The sequence below is a fragment of the Gloeocapsopsis crepidinum LEGE 06123 genome (genome assembly GCF_015207655.1).
GTDB classification, from domain to species: domain Bacteria; phylum Cyanobacteriota; class Cyanobacteriia; order Cyanobacteriales; family Chroococcidiopsidaceae; genus Gloeocapsopsis; species Gloeocapsopsis crepidinum.
Map to the genome: position 1 here is coordinate 12,727 of NZ_JADEWN010000011.1, position 19,008 is coordinate 31,734.

General features: G+C 41.5%; 21 protein-coding genes. 14 read left to right on the forward strand and 7 right to left on the reverse strand.

What is annotated here, in order from left to right:
- Positions 1-119: 119 nt before the first annotated feature.
- The 4 genes from IQ230_RS06385 (at position 120) to IQ230_RS06400 (ending at position 3,166) form a co-directional block, all read left to right on the forward strand.
- Positions 120-563, forward strand: a complete 444-nt coding sequence (locus tag IQ230_RS06385; protein ID WP_193931217.1) for a MarR family winged helix-turn-helix transcriptional regulator — start codon at positions 120-122, stop codon at positions 561-563.
- A 55-nt stretch (positions 564-618) separates the two neighbouring features.
- A complete protein-coding gene (locus IQ230_RS06390) occupies positions 619-1,212 on the forward strand; it encodes a hypothetical protein (protein WP_228054640.1) in 594 nt (197 codons plus the stop codon).
- Between the two features lie 103 nt (positions 1,213-1,315).
- Positions 1,316-2,194 (forward strand): lipoyl synthase, encoded by an 879-nt coding sequence (gene lipA, locus IQ230_RS06395; protein WP_193931219.1) that lies wholly within the window; start codon positions 1,316-1,318, stop codon positions 2,192-2,194.
- Between the two features lie 3 nt (positions 2,195-2,197).
- Positions 2,198-3,166, forward strand: a complete 969-nt coding sequence (locus IQ230_RS06400; protein ID WP_322742297.1) for an NAD(P)H-dependent glycerol-3-phosphate dehydrogenase — start codon at positions 2,198-2,200, stop codon at positions 3,164-3,166.
- On the opposite strand, the gene IQ230_RS06405 is transcribed toward IQ230_RS06400, so the two are convergent.
- From IQ230_RS06405 to IQ230_RS06425, 4 genes are all read right to left on the reverse strand, one after another.
- Positions 3,163-3,363, reverse strand: coding sequence for a type II toxin-antitoxin system HicA family toxin (locus tag IQ230_RS06405; protein WP_228054641.1), 201 nt, complete (start codon positions 3,361-3,363; stop codon positions 3,163-3,165). The genes IQ230_RS06400 and IQ230_RS06405 overlap by 4 nt on opposite strands.
- A gap of 370 nt (positions 3,364-3,733) precedes the next feature.
- Entirely contained in the window at positions 3,734-3,886 is a 153-nt protein-coding gene (locus IQ230_RS27615) for a HepT-like ribonuclease domain-containing protein (protein WP_322742304.1), read from the reverse strand.
- A 94-nt stretch (positions 3,887-3,980) separates the two neighbouring features.
- Positions 3,981-4,316, reverse strand: coding sequence for a nucleotidyltransferase family protein (locus IQ230_RS06420; RefSeq protein ID WP_193931220.1), 336 nt, complete (start codon positions 4,314-4,316; stop codon positions 3,981-3,983).
- Between the two features lie 110 nt (positions 4,317-4,426).
- Positions 4,427-4,969: a DUF2867 domain-containing protein gene (locus tag IQ230_RS06425; protein ID WP_193931221.1), complete on the reverse strand. Its 543-nt coding sequence runs from the start codon at positions 4,967-4,969 to the stop codon at positions 4,427-4,429.
- A gap of 491 nt (positions 4,970-5,460) precedes the next feature.
- On the opposite strand from IQ230_RS06425, the gene IQ230_RS06430 reads away from it, so the two are divergent.
- The 5 genes from IQ230_RS06430 to IQ230_RS27865 all read left to right on the forward strand — a co-directional run bounded on the left by IQ230_RS06430 (position 5,461) and on the right by IQ230_RS27865 (position 10,976).
- On the forward strand, positions 5,461-7,347 hold the full coding sequence (locus IQ230_RS06430) for an NAD(P)H-quinone oxidoreductase subunit F (RefSeq protein ID WP_193931222.1): 1,887 nt from the start codon (positions 5,461-5,463) through the stop codon (positions 7,345-7,347).
- Positions 7,348-7,426: 79 nt separating this feature from the next.
- The gene (locus IQ230_RS06435; protein ID WP_193931223.1) at positions 7,427-8,953 is read left to right on the forward strand and encodes an NADH-quinone oxidoreductase subunit M; all 1,527 of its coding nucleotides are present in this window, start codon (positions 7,427-7,429) and stop codon (positions 8,951-8,953) included.
- 82 nt (positions 8,954-9,035) lie between these two features.
- Positions 9,036-10,361 (forward strand): CO2 hydration protein, encoded by a 1,326-nt coding sequence (locus tag IQ230_RS06440; RefSeq protein WP_193931224.1) that lies wholly within the window; start codon positions 9,036-9,038, stop codon positions 10,359-10,361.
- Positions 10,362-10,465: 104 nt separating this feature from the next.
- Entirely contained in the window at positions 10,466-10,639 is a 174-nt protein-coding gene (locus tag IQ230_RS27860; RefSeq protein WP_407646616.1) for a Uma2 family endonuclease, read from the forward strand.
- A gap of 79 nt (positions 10,640-10,718) precedes the next feature.
- Positions 10,719-10,976: a Uma2 family endonuclease gene (locus tag IQ230_RS27865; protein WP_407646618.1), complete on the forward strand. Its 258-nt coding sequence runs from the start codon at positions 10,719-10,721 to the stop codon at positions 10,974-10,976.
- Positions 10,977-11,111: 135 nt separating this feature from the next.
- Here IQ230_RS27865 and IQ230_RS06450 read toward each other — a convergent pair whose 3' ends face one another.
- Together IQ230_RS06450 and IQ230_RS06455 are read right to left on the reverse strand one after the other, a co-directional pair.
- On the reverse strand, positions 11,112-11,279 hold the full coding sequence (locus IQ230_RS06450; RefSeq protein ID WP_193931225.1) for a hypothetical protein: 168 nt from the start codon (positions 11,277-11,279) through the stop codon (positions 11,112-11,114).
- 76 nt (positions 11,280-11,355) lie between these two features.
- Positions 11,356-11,757, reverse strand: coding sequence for a fasciclin domain-containing protein (locus tag IQ230_RS06455; RefSeq protein ID WP_193931226.1), 402 nt, complete (start codon positions 11,755-11,757; stop codon positions 11,356-11,358).
- A gap of 628 nt (positions 11,758-12,385) precedes the next feature.
- Between IQ230_RS06455 and IQ230_RS06460 the strand changes: the two genes are divergently transcribed.
- From IQ230_RS06460 to IQ230_RS06480, 5 genes are all read left to right on the forward strand, one after another.
- Positions 12,386-13,747 (forward strand): CmpA/NrtA family ABC transporter substrate-binding protein, encoded by a 1,362-nt coding sequence (locus tag IQ230_RS06460; RefSeq protein ID WP_193931227.1) that lies wholly within the window; start codon positions 12,386-12,388, stop codon positions 13,745-13,747.
- A gap of 99 nt (positions 13,748-13,846) precedes the next feature.
- A complete protein-coding gene (gene ntrB / locus IQ230_RS06465; RefSeq protein ID WP_193931228.1) occupies positions 13,847-14,686 on the forward strand; it encodes a nitrate ABC transporter permease in 840 nt (279 codons plus the stop codon).
- Positions 14,687-14,726: 40 nt separating this feature from the next.
- Positions 14,727-16,733, forward strand: coding sequence for an ABC transporter ATP-binding/substrate-binding protein (locus IQ230_RS06470; protein ID WP_193931229.1), 2,007 nt, complete (start codon positions 14,727-14,729; stop codon positions 16,731-16,733).
- 128 nt (positions 16,734-16,861) lie between these two features.
- Complete coding sequence (locus IQ230_RS06475) at positions 16,862-17,629, forward strand: nitrate ABC transporter ATP-binding protein (protein ID WP_228054649.1); 768 nt, start codon at positions 16,862-16,864, stop codon at positions 17,627-17,629.
- A gap of 104 nt (positions 17,630-17,733) precedes the next feature.
- Complete coding sequence (locus tag IQ230_RS06480; protein ID WP_228054642.1) at positions 17,734-18,093, forward strand: ArsR/SmtB family transcription factor; 360 nt, start codon at positions 17,734-17,736, stop codon at positions 18,091-18,093.
- 107 nt (positions 18,094-18,200) lie between these two features.
- Here the strand turns inward: IQ230_RS06480 and IQ230_RS06485 are convergent, their stop codons facing one another.
- A complete protein-coding gene (locus IQ230_RS06485; protein ID WP_193931230.1) occupies positions 18,201-18,869 on the reverse strand; it encodes a DUF2459 domain-containing protein in 669 nt (222 codons plus the stop codon).
- Positions 18,870-19,008: the final 139 nt, after the last annotated feature.

Consider the following 19,008-nt stretch of genomic DNA (forward strand, 5'->3'; position numbering starts at 1 on the left):
AAATTCTAATATGCCTCTGGCACCTTTGTTCGCTTTCCAAAACTATTCACTAGCCACTCTTAGTTAGTACCTCACCAATTTGCTTGACACTTCAAATAAGTGCATATACACTTGAAATCATGCAAGACCAATCAATCAAAACCGTTGCTACTGACTGTACTTGCTTAAATCTGCGTAAAGCCTCCCGCGTTGTAACGCAATTGTTCGATCAAGTGTTGCAACCAAGTGGAGTTTTGGCAAATCAGTTCGCACTGCTAGCCGCCCTCAGCCTTGCAGAAAGTGTATCAATTACGCGCTTAGCACAAGAGTTAGTGATGGATCGAACAACACTAACACGCAATCTCAAACCGTTAGAACGTGATGGATTGATTTGCATTGAACCAGGTCAAGATCAGCGAGTGCGGGTTGTGAGTTTAACTGAAAAAGGTCAAGCAGCTTTAGTCAAAGCACTTCCATTATGGAAACAAGCACAAACTAAGGTTACTGAGGAATTGGGTCAAGACCGTTGGCAGGCATTATTATCCAATTTGTCTGACACAGTATCCTTACTCCGCGAAATTTAATTTTTTTGGGAATTTGAGTGTATATACACTTTAATAGCAAGGAGTTCAAATGAAAATGAGTAAACATTCAATTACTCAGCGTTGGTTCTTTCTAGTACTGTCACTTTGGGGAATTGCGGTTTTACTAGGAGGGTACTATGGTTTTTTCACCAAGATTGACTTAATTTGGATTGCGCTACTTGTCGTGACGGGAATGACAACCCCAGTAGCAGTGTACTACTTAAACGCAGATTTCCATGCTTACATTCAATCGCTCGACTTGAAGTATTTAACCGTTTTCCACTTGTGGCGGATTCCGGCTGGGCTGTGGTTTTTGTATTGTGGAAGTCAAAGTTTGCTCCCAGAAAGGTTTGTTGCAAATGCAGGTTATGGCGATTTAGCAGTAGGGTTATTAGTACCTGTGGTTCTCTTACTCAGATTTCGCGGTAGGTACACGACGTTTCACATTTTTAGTGTCTTAGACTTTGCGATCGCTGTAGGCACAGGGTTAACGTTTAATCTATTGCAAGTACCACTAATGGAGAATATTGCGACATTTCCAACAGTGATGATTCCGCTGTTTGGTGTTTGCGTGACAGGCGCACTCAGTATCATGACTTTAGATCGATTGATTGGGAAAAGGCGATCGCAATTAGCAATTAGCAATTAGCAACCTAATCATAATCCCATCGCCCTGTAACTTGCTAATCGTAAATAGGGCGTTTTTGCCTGTTAAGATGTAACTGATTCACATATTTATACAATCGTCAATCGTGACTGTTAAGCCAGATTGGTTGCGCGTCAAAGCGCCTCAGTGGGAGCGTGTTGGCAGCGTTAAAGAAATTTTACGAGATTTAGCACTCAATACGGTGTGTGAAGAAGCATCTTGCCCAAATATTGGCGAGTGTTTCAACGCGGGTACTGCAACATTTTTAATTATGGGACCAGCGTGTACTCGTGCGTGTCCGTATTGCGATATAGATTTTGAGAAAAAGCCTAAAGCCCTCGATCCTACTGAACCGGAACGACTTGCAGAAGCAGTACGCCGGATGCGACTGAATCATGTTGTGATTACCTCGGTGAATCGCGATGATTTACCTGATGGAGGGGCGTCGCAGTTTGTGCGGTGTATTACTGCAATTCGGGAAGTGTCACCACAGACAACAATTGAAGTACTGATTCCTGATTTGTGTGGCAACTGGGATGCGTTAGAGATAATTTTACAAGCGCAACCAGAGGTATTAAATCATAATACGGAAACGATACCTCGGTTGTATCGTCGGGTACGTCCGCAGGGAAATTACGATCGCACTTTAGAATTACTGCGTCGTTCTCGCGATCTTGCCCCTTGGGTTTATACTAAATCAGGATTAATGGTTGGGTTAGGAGAAACTGACGCGGAAATTCGCGCTGTAATGGCAGATCTCCGCGCTGTTGATTGCGATATTTTGACACTAGGACAATATCTACAACCAAGTCAGAAACACCTGAATGTTGCTCAGTTCGTTACGCCAGAACAGTTTGATGCTTGGAAACAGTTTGGTGAAGAGTTAGGTTTTCTTCAAGTTGTCTCTTCCCCCTTAACTCGCAGTTCTTATCATGCAGAACAAGTCAGAGAATTGATGCAACGCTATCCACGTAGCCGATTTTAGTTAGTGATTAAGAGTGAGTTTGATTTCTCCACAGACAATGGGAGAATTCCACCAAAATTAGTAACAGTTTTGGGTGCTGGTGCTTGGGGTTCGACTTTGGCAAACCTCGCATCTGCAACAGGGCATAATGTGCGTTTATGGTCGCGTCATCTTGACCGTAGTCTAGCAGAAACAGTTGAAGGCGCAGATATTGTTGTCTCTGCCATCTCAATGAAAGGGGTGCGATCAATTGTCGAACAAATTCAATCTTTCCCATTTGCACCAGAAACAATTTTTCTGACAGCGACTAAAGGTTTAGAACCAACGACGACTTTAACTCCAGCACAAATTTGGCAAGCTGCATTTCCCCACCATCCAATTGTCGTTCTTTGCGGTCCCAATTTATCAAAAGAAGTTCAGCAAGGTTTACCGGCTGCAACAGTTGTAGCAAGTACAAATATTACTGCAGCAGAAGTTGTGCAAACGGTGTTTTCTTCTAGTCGGTTTCGTGTTTATACCAATACCGATCCAATTGGAGTAGAACTTGGCGGGACAATCAAGAATGTAATTGCGATCGCCGCTGGTGTCTGTGACGGTTTACACTTGGGAACTAACGCTAAAGCTGCGCTTGTGACACGGGGACTTACTGAAATTATTCGGATTGGTGTTGCTTGGGGTGCAAAAATTGAGACTTTTTACGGTTTATCAGGATTAGGCGATCTACTTGCAACGTGTAACAGTCCCTTAAGTCGTAACTATCAAGTTGGTTATCAGCTAGCGCAAGGTAAAACTTTAGCAGAAATTCTCAAACATCTAGAGGGAACAGCTGAGGGTGTGAACACGACGCAAGTTTTAATCGAAAAAGCAAATCAGCAGCACATTTCTGTACCGATTACAACTCAAGTTTACAGATTATTACAAGCAGAAATTACACCACGACAAGCGTTAGAAGAATTGATGTTACGCGATATCAAACCAGAGTATAACTTTTAAGAATTAATAGAATGTACTTCATAGTAAATGCCTGATTTGATTATCGACAAGCGCCATGTGTGCTTTGGATTGTGGGCAGGAATAGTCAGATGATGTTCTCCCTTTTGTTGAGTAGTTAATCTAATATGGCTACCTGTTTGACGAGTAACAATATAACCAAGCTTTGCCAGTGCTTGTACTAGAGTGCTAGCTGACAAATCTCTTGGTAGATTTATGAAGCAATAACTTCATCTCGAACAATATGTAAGCAAATAACTTTAGGACGACTTTGTTCATCGGGAAAATGGCAATGAACTGCATCACGTACCATCTCCCGTAAGGTCTCCAAGTCCGAAGAAGTAAACTATCGACTCACCCAATGCTTTAGCCCTGTAGCCACCTTCAACCAAAAACACAATTTCACTCATTGCTGATTATTCCTATCATTATGTAGTGCAAAAAGTTTATTCGATTTAATTATCTGCGATCGCACTACTGATCTTCATTCGATAGAGGAGGTAACAAAGGTTCTAGCTGAGTCAGCAACTTCATAAGTTCTGAGGTGACGCTCTTCCAAATGATGTCTTGTTAAATCTCATCGTAACGATGAATAAGAATGTTTCGTAAGCCGACAATCCTGCGCCAGTCAATCCCTGAAGGTGTGCGTCGAAAAGCTTCAGATACTCTACCTGCTGCTTCGCCAAGAATTTCTAGTTGTCTCCTACTGCACTTTGAATTAATAAGCTTTCCTGATAGTTCTCAAAAGAGAGGTTAGCAGTAAATTCCTGGATGCGACGGACTGCCGATATCATACATATCCCAGAGTGCAGCAACATCACGGTTGCTTGCTTGCATAAATTACCTGGTGAGTTTTCAAGATCTCAGATCTGCGATAGGGATTTTTCAATCCGCGTTTATCTACGAGATCTACTTTTCGTTGAAACATAATTTCAAGTTCTTGCTGCATATCCAGCCAGTCAAACAAACTCCAACCGTGATTATGAGCAAGAGTGATTAAAATATCAACGTCGCTATCAAGTCGGAAGTCATCGCGTAAAACTGAGCCAAACAAAGCAAACTCAACAATTTTCCATCGCTGACAGTAATCGGCAATTTGTGATGGTGAAGCCTGAAAACGCTCGCTAATTATAGTTGGGATTGCTGTAGTCATTATCTTGCTGAGCGGATGGGATCTCAAGTTGAGCGATCGCGTGTCGCAGCAGTTCAGTTAACATTCAGAAGCAGCCAACAATTGTTCTTTGCCAGACTTAGAGAATGAGATTATGTTCCGCTTGATGCGTTGCTTGTCAAATTCTCCAAACCATTTCTGAGCATGGCTGGAAGAATTATCTTATGCACTGGTTTGATCGGAACGAAATAGGCTCGACCTAACCAGTTGTTGAATTTTACTACAGTTGAAATAATAACCCAGCATTTTCCCTCCTCACGTTCTAATTGGACTGAAACCCGATAATTTAGATGCTTATCATCCTCACCGAGCATAATCTCGTCTAGCCTACGGTTAAGTACCTCAAATACACCAACTGCTGTTCCTGGTTTCAGTTCGTCTTGCCCATAAGATGGCTCTATATCAATCGATATCTTCAAACCAAATGGACGAACTATTACATTGCGTAGCCCTAACAATGCTGTAATCCACTGCGGCATTCTTAAAAAGATTGCTCGTGTCACTGAATCTATATTCTGCGGTTGATTCTCTGGAAGCTGGCATTTAAACGCATCAGCAAAATCAATATGTGTTAACGAGCATCCTGCAAGGCTTGTATTCGGAATATCAATTTCTTGGACAACGATTTCTCTCATTTACTCGCCTCTTCAATCCTGAAGATTTCTCCAGCAATACTTCTCAGACTACCATTCCTCAATAAACTTAAAGTAACTTAACCCTGAGCAGTAACCAATAACTTTTCAATCACTAAGCTTACCGAGGACTTGAGGTATAGCTGATGATGCAATTCAACACAAGCGATCGCTTCCAAACACGTTCAACTTATGCATAGACGATAATCTATGCAAACTATTGACTCATAGTAATGATTAATCTTTAGTATAAGTAAAAATCAATGGTTACTATTGGTAAACTCTATGATAGGCATTACTAATAAACAAAAATTATTGAAACTATCGTATATTCCACTGAAGCAATAATTTATTTTTAACACTCAAAAAGTTAAAATTTTATTTAAATCAAATAACTAAATAACGAAAGCATGACTTAGTACTATTGCAGTTTCATAAGCCTCATGCTTTAGTGTGAAAATTTTTAGTCGTTTCGAGAATTAAAGGTAATTCCAATGGAATTTCTCATCCAGAGTGTCTGGGTTGTACCTTGCTATGCCTTAATTGGCGGTCTTTTGGCTGTACCTTGGTCGCCAGGAATACTACGGCGTACAGGACCAAGACCGGCAGGATATGTCAATTTCATAATGACATTTCTGGCATTTTTACATAGCTTACTTAGCTTGCCAGCAACTTGGCATCAACCACCCCAACAAATCTTCATTCCTTGGTTGAATACTGCGGGTTTAGATTTAACGATCGCAATAGAAGTCTCTTCAGTTAGCGTCGCAGCACTTGTTGTTATTACTGGTATCAATGTACTAGCACAAGTTTACGGCTTTGGCTACATGGAAATGGACTGGGGTTGGGCAAGGTTTTATTCCCTACTCGGTTTATTTGAAGCTGGATTATGTGCCTTAGTATTGTGCAACTCGTTGTTTTTCAGCTACGTACTCTTGGAAATCCTCACTTTGGGAACCTATCTATTAGTGGGTTTATGGTTTAGCCAACCGTTAGTAGTTACAGGTGCAAGAGATGCCTTCTTGACAAAGCGCGTCGGTGACTTATTTCTATTGATGGGAGTGTTGGCGCTGCTACCTCTAGCAGGAACTTGGAACTTTACCGAACTTGCAACTTGGGCGGCTACTGCCAACGTCGATCCGACAGTGATGACACTTATCGGTTTAGCATTAATTGCCGGTCCAATGGGTAAATGCGCGCAGTTTCCGTTGCATCTATGGTTAGATGAAGCAATGGAAGGACCTGTTCCTAGCACAATCTTACGGAATTCAGTCGTTGTCGCTAGTGGTGCTTGGGTATTAATTAAATTACAACCCGTATTAGCGTTATCCCCTGTTGTCATGTCTGCATTGGTAGGGATTGGTGCGGTGACTGCGGTTGGTGGTTCTTTAATTGCGATCGCCCAAATTGATATCAAGCGATGCTTATCATATTCGGTTAGTGCATATATGGGCTTGGTCTTTATTGCTGTTGGTACGCAACAGAGTGAAGCGGCGTTGTTATTGGTACTAACTCATGCTGTAGCCGCAGCACTTTTGGTGATGAGTACGGGTGCGATTGTTTGGAATAGTGTCACCCAAGATGTGACGCAACTCGGTGGCTTGTGGTCGCGTCGTCCTGTGTCTGGTATAGCCTTTATTGTCGGTACGTTAGGGTTAATTGGTTTTCCACCACTAGGTAGTTTTTGGGCATTACTCAAACTTGCATCCGCGCTATGGGAAACGCAACCTTGGCTAGTGGGAGTTATTATCGTCGTAAATGCTTTAACCGCATTTAGTTTAACTCGTGAGTTTGGTTTAGTGTTTGGTGGTAGACCTAAGCAAATGAGTGAGCGATCGCCAGAAATTCATTGGCCTATGGCACTACCTATGATTATCTTGCTCGCTTTCACGTTACATCTTCCGTTAGTATTACAAAGCTTATCCCTGTTACCTACTTGGGAACTACTCAATAAAGATGTGGCTTTACTATTAATTTGGTCGAGTATCTTTGGCTGCAGTATTGGTGGCGTTATTTACTTTGGTAATGCAATTGCTAAACCAGTACAACTTCCTTGGAAAGGATTGCAAGACCTGATTGCTTATGATTTTTACACGCCAAATCTGTATCGCCTGAGTATCGTTTTTAGTGTAGATATCATTTCCAAAGTTACCGATATTGTTGACCGTTTTGTTGTCGATGGCATTGTTAACTTAGTTGGGTTAATTTCAATCTTTGGTGGAGAAGGATTAAAGTATAGTACTTCTGGTCAAACACAATTTTATGCTTTTACTGTGTTACTGGGTGTAGGTTTATTTGGAGTTTTGATGAGTTGGCAATTTTGGGGAGATCAGTTTTTGAACTTGATGTATTCATATATTTCCTTAATTCTCAACTTCTGAGTTCTATTATGTAGCTGCAGACATCTTACCTGCGACAAAACTAGAAAAACACCATCAAAAATCTTAAGGTAAATATCTTATGCTCAGTGTTTTAATTTGGTTGCCTATTTTAGGTGCAGCACTTATAGCATTGCTTCCTAAAAATATTCCCACAGAACGCATTCGCCTTGCAGCACTTCTTGTCGCTGGTTTCACCTTGGCATGGAATATTTTTCTGCTACTCAAGTTTGATATTACGAGTTCAGGAATGCAGTTTTTAGAAAACATTCCTTGGAATGAAACATTAGGGTTAAGCTATCAACTTGGAACTGATGGCTTATCAATTCTGATGCTGGTACTTAATAGCTTACTAACCTGGATTGCAATATATAGCAGTGCCAAGCAAACTGAACGCCCGCGACTTTTCTACTCATTGATTTTGCTAGTTAGCGGTGGGGTAGCAGGTGCATTCGCTGCACAAAATCTCTTGCTGTTTTTCTTGTTCTACGAACTCGAACTAATTCCTTTCTACCTACTAATTTCAATTTGGGGTGGTGAAAAACGAGCCTACGCTGCCATCAAGTTTTTGATTTACACTGCTGTATCTGGTGCATTAATTTTAGCCACATTTCTAGGTATAGTATGGCTTACTGGTGCTTCCAGCTTTGCTTACGATACTCTGACAACACAGGGTTTATCTTCAACACTGCAGGTAATACTGCTAGCAGGCATCATTCTCGGTTTTGGTATCAAAATTCCCTTAGTTCCCTTTCACACCTGGCTACCTGATGCTTATGTTGAAGCTTCTGCACCGATCGCAATTCTTCTTGGTGGAGTCTTAGCTAAGTTGGGAACCTATGGAGTTTTACGCTTTGGTATGGGTTTGTTTCCTGAAGCCTGGACAATTATCGCACCAACTTTGGCAATTTGGGGTGCAGCGAGTGCTATTTATGGGGCATTAGCGGCGATCGCCCAAAAAGATATTAAACGTATGGTAGCCTTTAGTTCAATCGGTCATATGGGCTACGTATTATTAGCAGCGGCGGCTAGTACTCCCCTAGCGCTTGTTGGTGCGGTTTCGCAAATGGTTAGCCACGGTATCATTCTAGCGATCTTATTTCACTTAGTCGGAGTTGTCGAAACTAAAGTTGGTACTCGCGAGTTAGATAAGCTAAATGGATTAATGAGTCCAGTGCGCGGTTTACCAGTTATTAGTGCCCTCCTCGTTTTAAGTGGTATGGCTAGTGCGGGTATTCCTGGAATGACAGGATTTATTGCCGAATTTATTGTATTTCAGGGCAGTTTCTCTGTTTTTCCGATCCAAACGATTTTGTGCGTTGTTGCAACAGGTTTAACCGCAGTTTATTTTGTCATTTTGCTTAATCGTACCTGTTTTGGAAAACTTGACAACAATCTCGCTTACTATCCTAAAGTCTTTTGGTCTGAAAAAATCCCAGCTTTCATTTTGGCAGGCTTAATTATCTTTTTAGGAGTACAACCAACTTGGCTAGTGCGTTGGAGTGAACCCACAACAACTGCAATGGTGGCAACAATTCCTGTAATCGAGAATGTAGGGATTAGAAGTGAAGATCAAAAGGTGAGTGAGTGGCTAGTGGCTAGTGACTAGTTGTTAGTTGCACTTCGACTAACTCAAAAGAATTTACTCAATGCCATCCCAAGCACTATAAATTACAAATTACCTAGTTACCATGACCGCAACGATTCAACCTCCAACCACTAAACTACCACCATCGCAACACGAATTTGCTGAGGTTATTCACCGCTTAGAAGCTGGTGGGGCTATGTTACCTGATACGCCAGAAAACTTGATGCAAATTATCGGCATCTATAAAGCTTATGCTGTGCCAATGGATTTCTATTGGCGAGATTTACTCTATATTGCTGAACGTGTATTTCTAGATCCTTTTCCCTTTTTTAAATACTTCGTTCCCAAAGAGTATTTGGAACTACACAATCACTATGCAGGTGAAGACGCTGATTTAAGAATTTGGCAAAAAGGCGAAGCCACAGCGCATCCTGAACTACTTACGTTTATGGAGAAGGGTGAAACCTTCAAAATGCCCAAACTGTTGCATCATTGGTTTCACGATCGCATCAATATGGAATTTGCCGAAGAATGTATGCGATCAATGCTGTGGCATCGGGGAATGTATGCACCTTATAATAAGTTTGATTCGTACTTAGATAGCGAAGAGTACAAAGCGAACGCAGATAAAGCAATTAAAGCTTACTTTCAGGGTAATCCCTTGATGTTAGGGATGTACAAACTGTTTCCCGACATGTTTTTGGAACAGTGTCGCCAGATGTCGTATTACAGCAATCTTGGCTTATTCTGGGAAGTGATGGCACCAGTATTTTTTGAAATGAGCGATCGCTACGATGCTGGTGATTTTAAAACTGTACCCGATGCAATGAATTTCTTGGTAAATGGCATCTTTGCAGTAGCAGGGCGTCCGATTTATCATCATGTCTACGTTCGCGGTGAACGCTACGAGATTATTCCTAAATCAAAAGGCTTTACATGGCTATACGAAGCTGCATTACCGTATGTCGAAGCCGTTTTCTATCGCACTTCACCATTTAGAGGAACAAAGTCATACAATGCGCAAGCGCGACAAGTTCCCGACGATCAAAAAGATTTTCATTATGGTATCCTCTATGCTGATGTCTTCCCCGTTGGCACTGCGGGTATTCCTCCCACATTGTTAATGCAAGATATGTTGCATTTTCTACCACAATATTTGGTTGATTACTATCATCAACACTGTCGCGGTGAAGAAGATATGCTGATTCAATTAGGCATCACTTTTCAACGTTCCATGTATTGCGTAACATCTGCTGTTATTCAAGCATTGCGGACTGCCTTGTTGTATCCTTTAGACGACCCAAATCCAAAGCATTTACAAGCCAATCGCGACTTTTTTGAAGCACAATTAAATCGCTTTACGCGCCCAGAATACGGTATTCGTGATGCTGCACGTTTACGAGATATTCAACAGCAAGATTATCGATAGTTTATTAGGGAAAAGAAGCGATCACATCTACAGGGTAGGTAGCAATGCTTACCCTATTGTTGTATCAACTAAAATATAGCCATTACCCACAATGGAGGGCTTGTATGAAGCCTACAACCGAACGACTACGCTGGACAACAGCTGACTTAGAGTTGTTGCCCGATAACGGCAATCGCTATGAGATTATTGATGGAGAGTTATTTGTAACAAGAGCGCCGCACTGGAATCATCAACGAGTTTGTGGCAATATCTACCAAGAACTTAATGTTTGGTCATAAGAGACAGATTAATGTGATTCCTGATGTTGTTTGGGCAAGTAATGAGAGATTAGCCCTATGATTAGACGATGCAGGACATTTGACTGCTGCACCAGAATTAGTTGTGGAAGTTTTGTCGTTTGGTGGTGAAAACGAACGCCGTGACAAAGAAGTCAAATTAAAACTTTATTCCTCTAGGGACGTACAAGAATATTGGATCGTTGATTGGCAAAAACAACAAATTGAGGTTTGTCGTCGCGAAAAAGCTGCTTCAACCTTGAATGCAACACTGTTTGCAAACATTGTATATCCCTTCGGTGGCTTCGATCGAGGCTTGATCGATAGCACTATCTACTAAACCCGCAATCACTTCATATAACTCTTCATTGCTAACGTAAGTTCCTTTACTGGATGGACGAGTATTGAGATCTTTAATTTCTCTTACACTGTTGCGAATCGATACATCCCAAGATTTGGCAGTACGCTGCTCGACTTATTGTTTGATAAGGTGAAGAAGTAAAACTTTGGCGTAAGAGCGAATATTTCGAGCAAAGCCTCTTTTTCCCATTTCTTCTAAGTCTTCAACGTCTTCAACCAAAGCATAAGCATCTTCAAAATCTTTATGAATAAGAAGTTCCTTGAGTTCTAGTAATTCTTCCATATTGCCTTGCTTGGATTGGTGCTTTTGTTGACGTAAAAATTCTGCTAAAAGGGTGAGTACTACCCACCCGCATCACCTATCCCATAAGAATAACGGTATCAATGACGTGAATAACGCCATTATCGGCTTCGATATCGGGTGCGATTACCGTAGCATTTTTCACTTCAAACCCGTCAGAACAATCAATTCTAATGGGTGAACCTTCAACCGAAGTCACCAAATCAACTTTTGCTAAGTCAGCCTTCATCAGCTTACCTGGAACTACGTGAAACGTCAGAATCCGCGTGAGTTGCGGAATATTCTGCACCAACGTTTGCACTGTACCAGGTGGAAGTTTTGCAAAAGCGTCATCATTCGGTGCAAAAACTGTAAAAGGACCAGGACTTTTCAGCGTTTCTACCAAACCAGCCGCTTGTACGGCTGCTACTAGGGTATTAAACGAACCTGCACTCACCGCAATATCAACAATGTCCGCCATGAATTCGCCTCACTCAGAACTGTTTTAGCAACTGTGTTAGTAATTAATTTAGCTTACTTGTTATGACAGTATTCGTAATGTATTAACTTTGCATAAGGAATTAATTTATATTTCTCATTAGGAAAATAAAAAACTTTTGTAGCAAGAAGTTGCAGCTTATTATCAGTCCAAAACTCAAGTATTTATTATACTTATTACCTGCACAGCACATTTAGCGATCGCCAGCTAATTCCGCAATGAAAATACATCATCACATTGCTTAGCTAGTAATTGATAAATAAAACTTAAGGATGTTATTTGCTAATAATAGACAGTAAAAATTACCTCTAAACATCCCTATAGATAGCATTTAATTTTTCATTAATAATTTGCGGTTTTAGGTGAACCAATTATTAATTAAAGATGATAAAGTTACATTTAACGCACAGCTAATTGTGAGAAAGAACAGCTAGCGAATGTTTTTACACTAACTGAGGTAATGGCTGCAAGTTCTATTAAGGGTTGCAGCATTATTTTAGTGCTCGCATCTCATAACTCAGCTAAAAGTAATGAATGTTTTAGGATTTCCTACTAAATAGGATTTTCAATAAATAACTTATTGAGGTCATATAGTTTTCTTGGAGAAAGTATGAGCGAATTTACAAATCAATCTCGTCGAAAGTTTCTTTTAACAGCTGGAGCATCTGCAATAGGGTCAATATTTCTTAAAGGATGCTTAGGAAATCCGCCAGGGACAACAGGTAGTATCACTCAAGTTCAGCAAGTAGCGGCTACTAATATTAATCCTGAACAAGCTCCAGAAACTCCTAGAATTAAGTTAGGCTATGTCCCCATTGTTGAATCTGCTCCATTAATTATTGCCCTAGAAAAAGGCTTTTTTGCAAAGCATGGCATGACAGAAGTAGAGCTTTCCAAACAAGCGTCTTGGGGTTCAGCAAGGGACAACGTAGAAATTGGTTCAGCAGGTGGTGGTATTGATGGCGGTCAATGGCAAATGCCAATGCCACATCTAATCACGGAAGGCATCATCACCAAGGGAAACGTCAAAATTCCCATGTATTTGTTAATGCAATTAAATACTCATGGGAATGGCATTGCGGTTGCATCTAAATGGGAAGGTCAAGGTATCAATTTGAAACTGGCACAGGGACAAGCAATCATTAGTCAGTTGAAATCGTCAAATAACATCTTTAAAGCAGCACATACATTTCCTCAAGTTAACCAAGATTTTTGGATTCGTTATTGGTTAGCTGCTGGTGGTATAAATCCTGATACCGATATCAACTTGATGCCAGTACCATCGGCTCAGACGGTTGCCAATATGAAAACAGGAACAATGGACGCCTTTAGTACTGGCGACCCGTGGCCTTACCGAATCGTGAAAGACAAAATTGGCTACATGGCAGCTTTAACGGCAGAAATTTGGAAGAATCATCCTGAAGAATACTTAGCAATTCAAGCCGACTGGGTTGATAAAAATCCCAAAGCGACAAAAGCTTTACTAAAAGGGATAATGGAAGCTCAGCAATGGCTAGATAATTTTGATAATCGTGCAGAAGCTGCCAATATTTTAGCTGGACGAAACTATTTCAATTTACCAGTAGAAATTCTTACTGAACCATTCCAAGGAAAATACAACATGGGTGATGGACGCACCATTGACGATCGCTCGATGGCAGCATTGTACTGGAAAGACGAAAAAGGTAGCGTTTCCTACCCCTACAAGAGCCACGACCTTTGGTTCCTTACCGAAAGCGTCCGCTGGGGCTTTTTACCTCCAGACACGCTCACAAACGCCACAACCATCATTGATAAAGTCAACCGTGAAGATTTGTGGAAAGAAGCCGCCAGAGAATTAGGTGTTCCTGCTGCTGATATTCCCACCAATACATCGCGTGGTGTCGAACAATTTTTCGATGGTATTCAGTTTGACCCAGCAAATCCTACTGCTTATCTCCAGAGTTTGAAAGTCAAGCGAGTCAATGTTTAAGAGAAAAGTTTTAGCACTTGGCAACTAGCATTTAGCTACACAAACGCTAACGGCTAATTGCTACCAATTACCAACTAATAATTTAGGAAAACCGAGTTAATGACAACATTACGCACACGTCCCGCTAGAAGTTTACAAAACCCGTGGCTCTCGCGGATTAATAAACAATTTCCTGATATTGTACCGCCAATCATTGCGACCGCAATCTTCCTAGTCATCTGGCAACTATTTTCTTTAACACCTGGTGCAACCTTACCAGGACCAGTCCAAGTTGTGCGCGACACCTGGATACTGATTTTCTGGCCTTTTTTTGACCTAGGTGGAACTAATAAAGGTTTGTTTTGGCAAATCCTTGCAAGTTTACAACGAGTAGCAATTAGTTATGTCCTAGCTGCAATTTTCGGCATTGGATTAGGCATTTTGATCGGTACAAGTAAAGTCATGTCCAAAGCCTTAGATCCGCTCTTTCAACTACTACGAACTGTACCACCTCTGGCTTGGGTTCCTATTTCACTAGCTGCATTACGCCAAAATGAACCCGCAGCATTATTTGTTATTTTTATCACAGCAATATGGCCCATATTAATTAACACTGCGGTAGGCGTTAAACAGATTCCCCAAGACTACAACAACGTTGCAAAAGTGTTGCAACTAACCCGCAAAGAGTATTTCTTCAACATTCTCATCCCAGCTGCATTACCCTACATTTTCACTGGATTAAGAATAGCGATCGGCTTAGCGTGGCTAGCAATCATCGCTGCTGAAATCGTCATGTCTGGTATTGTCGGCATTGGCTTCTTCATCTGGGAAGCATACCAAAACAATAACGTTAGTGAAGTGATTTTAGCCCTCGTTTACATCGGTGTCGTTGGCTTACTCCTCGATAAAATCATGGCATGGATCGAAACCCTAATTGTGCCCCAAGGACAGAAGAGTTAGTGGTTAGTGACTAGTAGTAAATCAGAAATTGGAAGGAGTTATGTCTGTATTCGTTGCTGTCGATAACATTGATAAAGTCTTTGATTTAGCCGGTGGCGGGCAATACGTAGCCCTCAAAGGAATTGACCTGCAAATCAAAAAAGGTGAATTTGTTTCCTTAATCGGTCACTCTGGTTGTGGTAAATCAACACTATTAAATATGGTGGCAGGTTTGGATTTACCCTCTGATGGTGTCGTCACTCTAGAAGGACAACGCATCACCAAACCAGGACCCGATCGCATGGTTGTCTTTCAAAATTATTCACTGCTACCGTGGCGTACTGTCCGCGAAAATATTGCCCTGGCGGTGAATGCAACGATGAAAGATTTACCAGCAGGCGAACGACGCGCGATCGTCGAAAAACATATCGATATGGTTGGGTTGCGTCCTCATGCAGATAAACCCCCAGAAATGCTATCAGGCGGACAAAAACAACGAGTAGCGATCGCCCGCGCTTTAGCAATTCGTCCCAAATTACTCTTACTCGATGAACCTTTCGGGGCGCTAGATGCATTAACACGTGGTAACTTGCAAGAACAACTGATGCAAATTTGTGAGGAAAACCACGTTACCGCGATCATGGTGACACACGATGTCGATGAAGCCGTATTGCTATCTGATCGCATTGTGATGTTAACCAATGGACCCGAATCAAAGATTGGTCAAATTCTCGAAGTTGATATCCCGCGTCCGCGCAAGCGCATGGAAGTTGTCGAACATCCCAGCTATTACAGCTTGCGTAGTGAGATGATTTACTTCCTCAACCAGCAGAAACGCATTAAGAAAATTCGGGCGCGAAAAACTGCGGCGATTTCCCGTCACGGCTTAGAAAAAGTCAACCTCGAAATTGGGTTTGTTCCCCTCACGGCTTGCGCCCCCTTAGCAGTAGCGAAAGAAAAAGGCTTTTTTACGAAGCATGGTTTAGACGAAGTGACTCTGGTACGTGAAACCAGTTGGCGCGGAATTGTTGATGGTATCACTGGTGGATATTTAGACGCCGCGCAAATGCCTTCAGGAATGCCAATGTGGTTAACTTTAGGAGGGCACGAAAACCGTCCGTTACCTGTTGCAACATCGCTAACAATGACTCGTAACGGTAACGCGATTACTCTCGATAAACGTTTTTACGAGCAAGGCATTTACACCTTATCTGATTTCAAAGCACATCTGCATTCAACTGCAAATCAACAGCATCGCATGGGCATGGTACATCCAAGTTCGATGCACAACCTTTTACTACGTTACTGGCTAGCCGCAGGTGGGATCGATCCTGATCGCGATGTTTCCCTCAAAACGATTCCTCCCGCGCAAATGGTTGTAGATTTACAAGCTGGAACAATTGACGGTTATTGCGTCGGAGAACCTTGGAATATCCGCGCTGCGGAAGAAGGCGTTGGTTTTACTATAGCTACTGACTTAGAAATTTGGCTAGGACACCCTGGTAAAGTTCTCGGCGTCCGCGAAGATTGGGCAGCAGCCTATCCTAACACCCATATTGCACTAGTCAAAGCACTTCTAGAAGCTTGTCGTTACTGTGCAAATCCAGCGAATTCTGAAGAAGTCCGCGAAATTGTGGCGCGGCGGGAGTACGTTAGCACAGATCTTGCTTATGTTCAAATCGAAGATCCGAATACCTCAACGTGTAGTCTTGATCGTCCAATGCGAGAATACGCACATCACCAATTTTATGCAGACTCAGCAATCAATCGTCCCAGTCGTACCGAACAACTGTGGATTATGACGCAACTGGCGCGTTGGGGTGACACTCCATTTCCCAGAAACTGGGTAGAAATCGTCGAACGTATCTGCAAGGTTGGCGTGTTTAGTACTGCAGCAAGAGAATTGGGTTTAGATATTAGTTACACTCGTCAGCCAATTAAGTTATTTGATGGAACTGTATTTAATGCTGACGATCCGATTGGCTATCTCAACGATTTAGCAATCAAACGCGATTTCTCGATCGCTGAAGTTGTACTTGATGCGCGACGTCCGCTTGTCGCCGCTTAAGCCTCAAAAATCAATCCAAAATCCGAAATTTACAATCTGGAATTACAATGTTTAAGCGCACTTTTGCCTATACCGAGACAGCAAGTCAAACCGTGTCAGTTGCAACGCAACGCGAACCATTTTTGGTGATGGAAGATGTCTCGAAGGTTTATCCCACATCAAAAGGACCATATACCGTTTTAGATGGTGTTAATCTCACGGTTGCTGAAGGTGAATTCATCTGTGTCATCGGTCACTCAGGTTGTGGTAAATCAACACTCCTCAACATGGTTGCAGGGTTTAATCACCCAACTTCAGGAGAAGTGCGGCTTGGTTCTAAACCAATTACCAAACCAGGACCCGATCGCATGGTAGTCTTCCAAAACTACGCTTTACTTCCTTGGCGAACAGCGTTTGAAAATGTCTATTTAGCAGTCAATGCAGTTCACCCCAATAAACCCCAAGCTGAAAAAAGAGCGATCGTCCGCGAACACCTAGCAATGGTAGGACTCAGCGAAGCTGCGGATAAAAAACCACCACAACTCTCAGGTGGTATGAAACAGCGGGTCAGTATTGCACGGGCTTTGGCAATTCGTCCGCAAGTATTGATTTTAGATGAACCTTTTGGCGCGTTGGATGCGATTACTAAAGAGGAACTACAAGAAGAATTGCTGAAAATTTGGAACGATCATCGCTGTACAGTTTTGATGATTACGCACGACATTGATGAAGCTTTATTTTTAGCAGATCGCTTGGTAATGATGACAAATGGTCCTCATGCGAAAATTGGGGAAGTCATGGAAATTCCCTTTCCCCGCCCACGCGATCGCGCCCGTATTATGGAAGATCCGCAATACTACAAATTACGCAACTACGCGCTTGATTTCCTCTATCATCGTTTTGCTCACGATGAGTAACAAGTACCTACAAGTTTGCTCATAGCGTTTTTTTTACAGCCATTATATTACTTATGCGCAATATAGTGGCATTTCCCCAATCTTATGCTGTGCTAAGGATATTCATGCAATCTCCTCAAGTTCTGTCCCCTGTTGCAGAATATTTCAAAGTCTTATCTGAAGTGAGTCGATTAACAGTTTTAAGCAGTCTCACTTCAGGGGCAAAAAATGTCACCGAAATTATTACAATCACTGGACTCGGACAAGCGAATGTCTCTAAACATTTGAAAGTATTACTACAAGCAGGTATTGTGACTCGCACTCCTCAAGGTGGCAATGTCTATTACCAAATTGTCGATCCGATCGCTTTCGAGTTATGTGAATTGGTGTGCGATCGCCTTTCGATTCGGATCAATGAACAAGCAAAACAAATCGCAGCATTGCAGAGTTTACGCGAGCAATCGTCTTATAGCGATCGCGTGTAAGTTGTAAGTTTTTTTTAACGAACCACATTGGCGTAGCCTTCCTATAATATAGGACACGAAGTACGCGGAAGAAAGAGAGGTTTTCATATAGAGATAAGTATGAGGAATTACTGAGGATTTCTACTTACATGCAACATGACAGCTTGAGGAATTCCAGCCCAAAGTGGTGTATTAAGGTTCGCTGTTCTTAATCCTTCGGCAGTCCAATTATTGCTATTTCTCAAAAGTGAGTAATGACCTCTCGCTTCATAATAGCTAGCTTCTGATTCATCGTTGCGTATGAATAATATTATTTGTCCTTGAGGTGTTAACTCAAAAGAATTTTGAATAAACTGTATAGTATTTAAATAATTTGTGGTGCTAACTCCTGTGCATTGGATATCATGTTCTTGTGGCAGTTCTGAATAACCTTCAACTCGCATAGCTGAACCACGAGAGAAGAATAAGGCTTGTATACCAAGCGGGACAATCTCCTGAATTTGGCTAGGATTTGCTGGATAAAAGTCGCGATCGCCCCAACCAAAACCTAAGTATTGATAATTTTCTGAAGGCTGATTACCAATTTTTTGAAGCTTTAAAAATTGTTGCCAGTTATATATATTATTTTGAACAGGTACAATAATATTAGTATGAATACCAACCTGGTTGACGCAAATTGTTACATCATTTTCTTGGTAAGAAACCCATTTTCTCGGAATTAATGAAACGAATAAAAGCAAAGAAGTAATACCTGCAAAAATTGCTGAAAAATAAGAACAAGTTTTTTTAAAAATCATTAATTCATTAATTATTAATGCACGTTAGGGAATTTATAAATAAAGATTTATTATTTAATTACATCTGTAAGAGCAAGAGCATTAATGGCTAACCTTACCCTCAATCACTTCATCCTTACAGAATATCATCAGTTAGCAA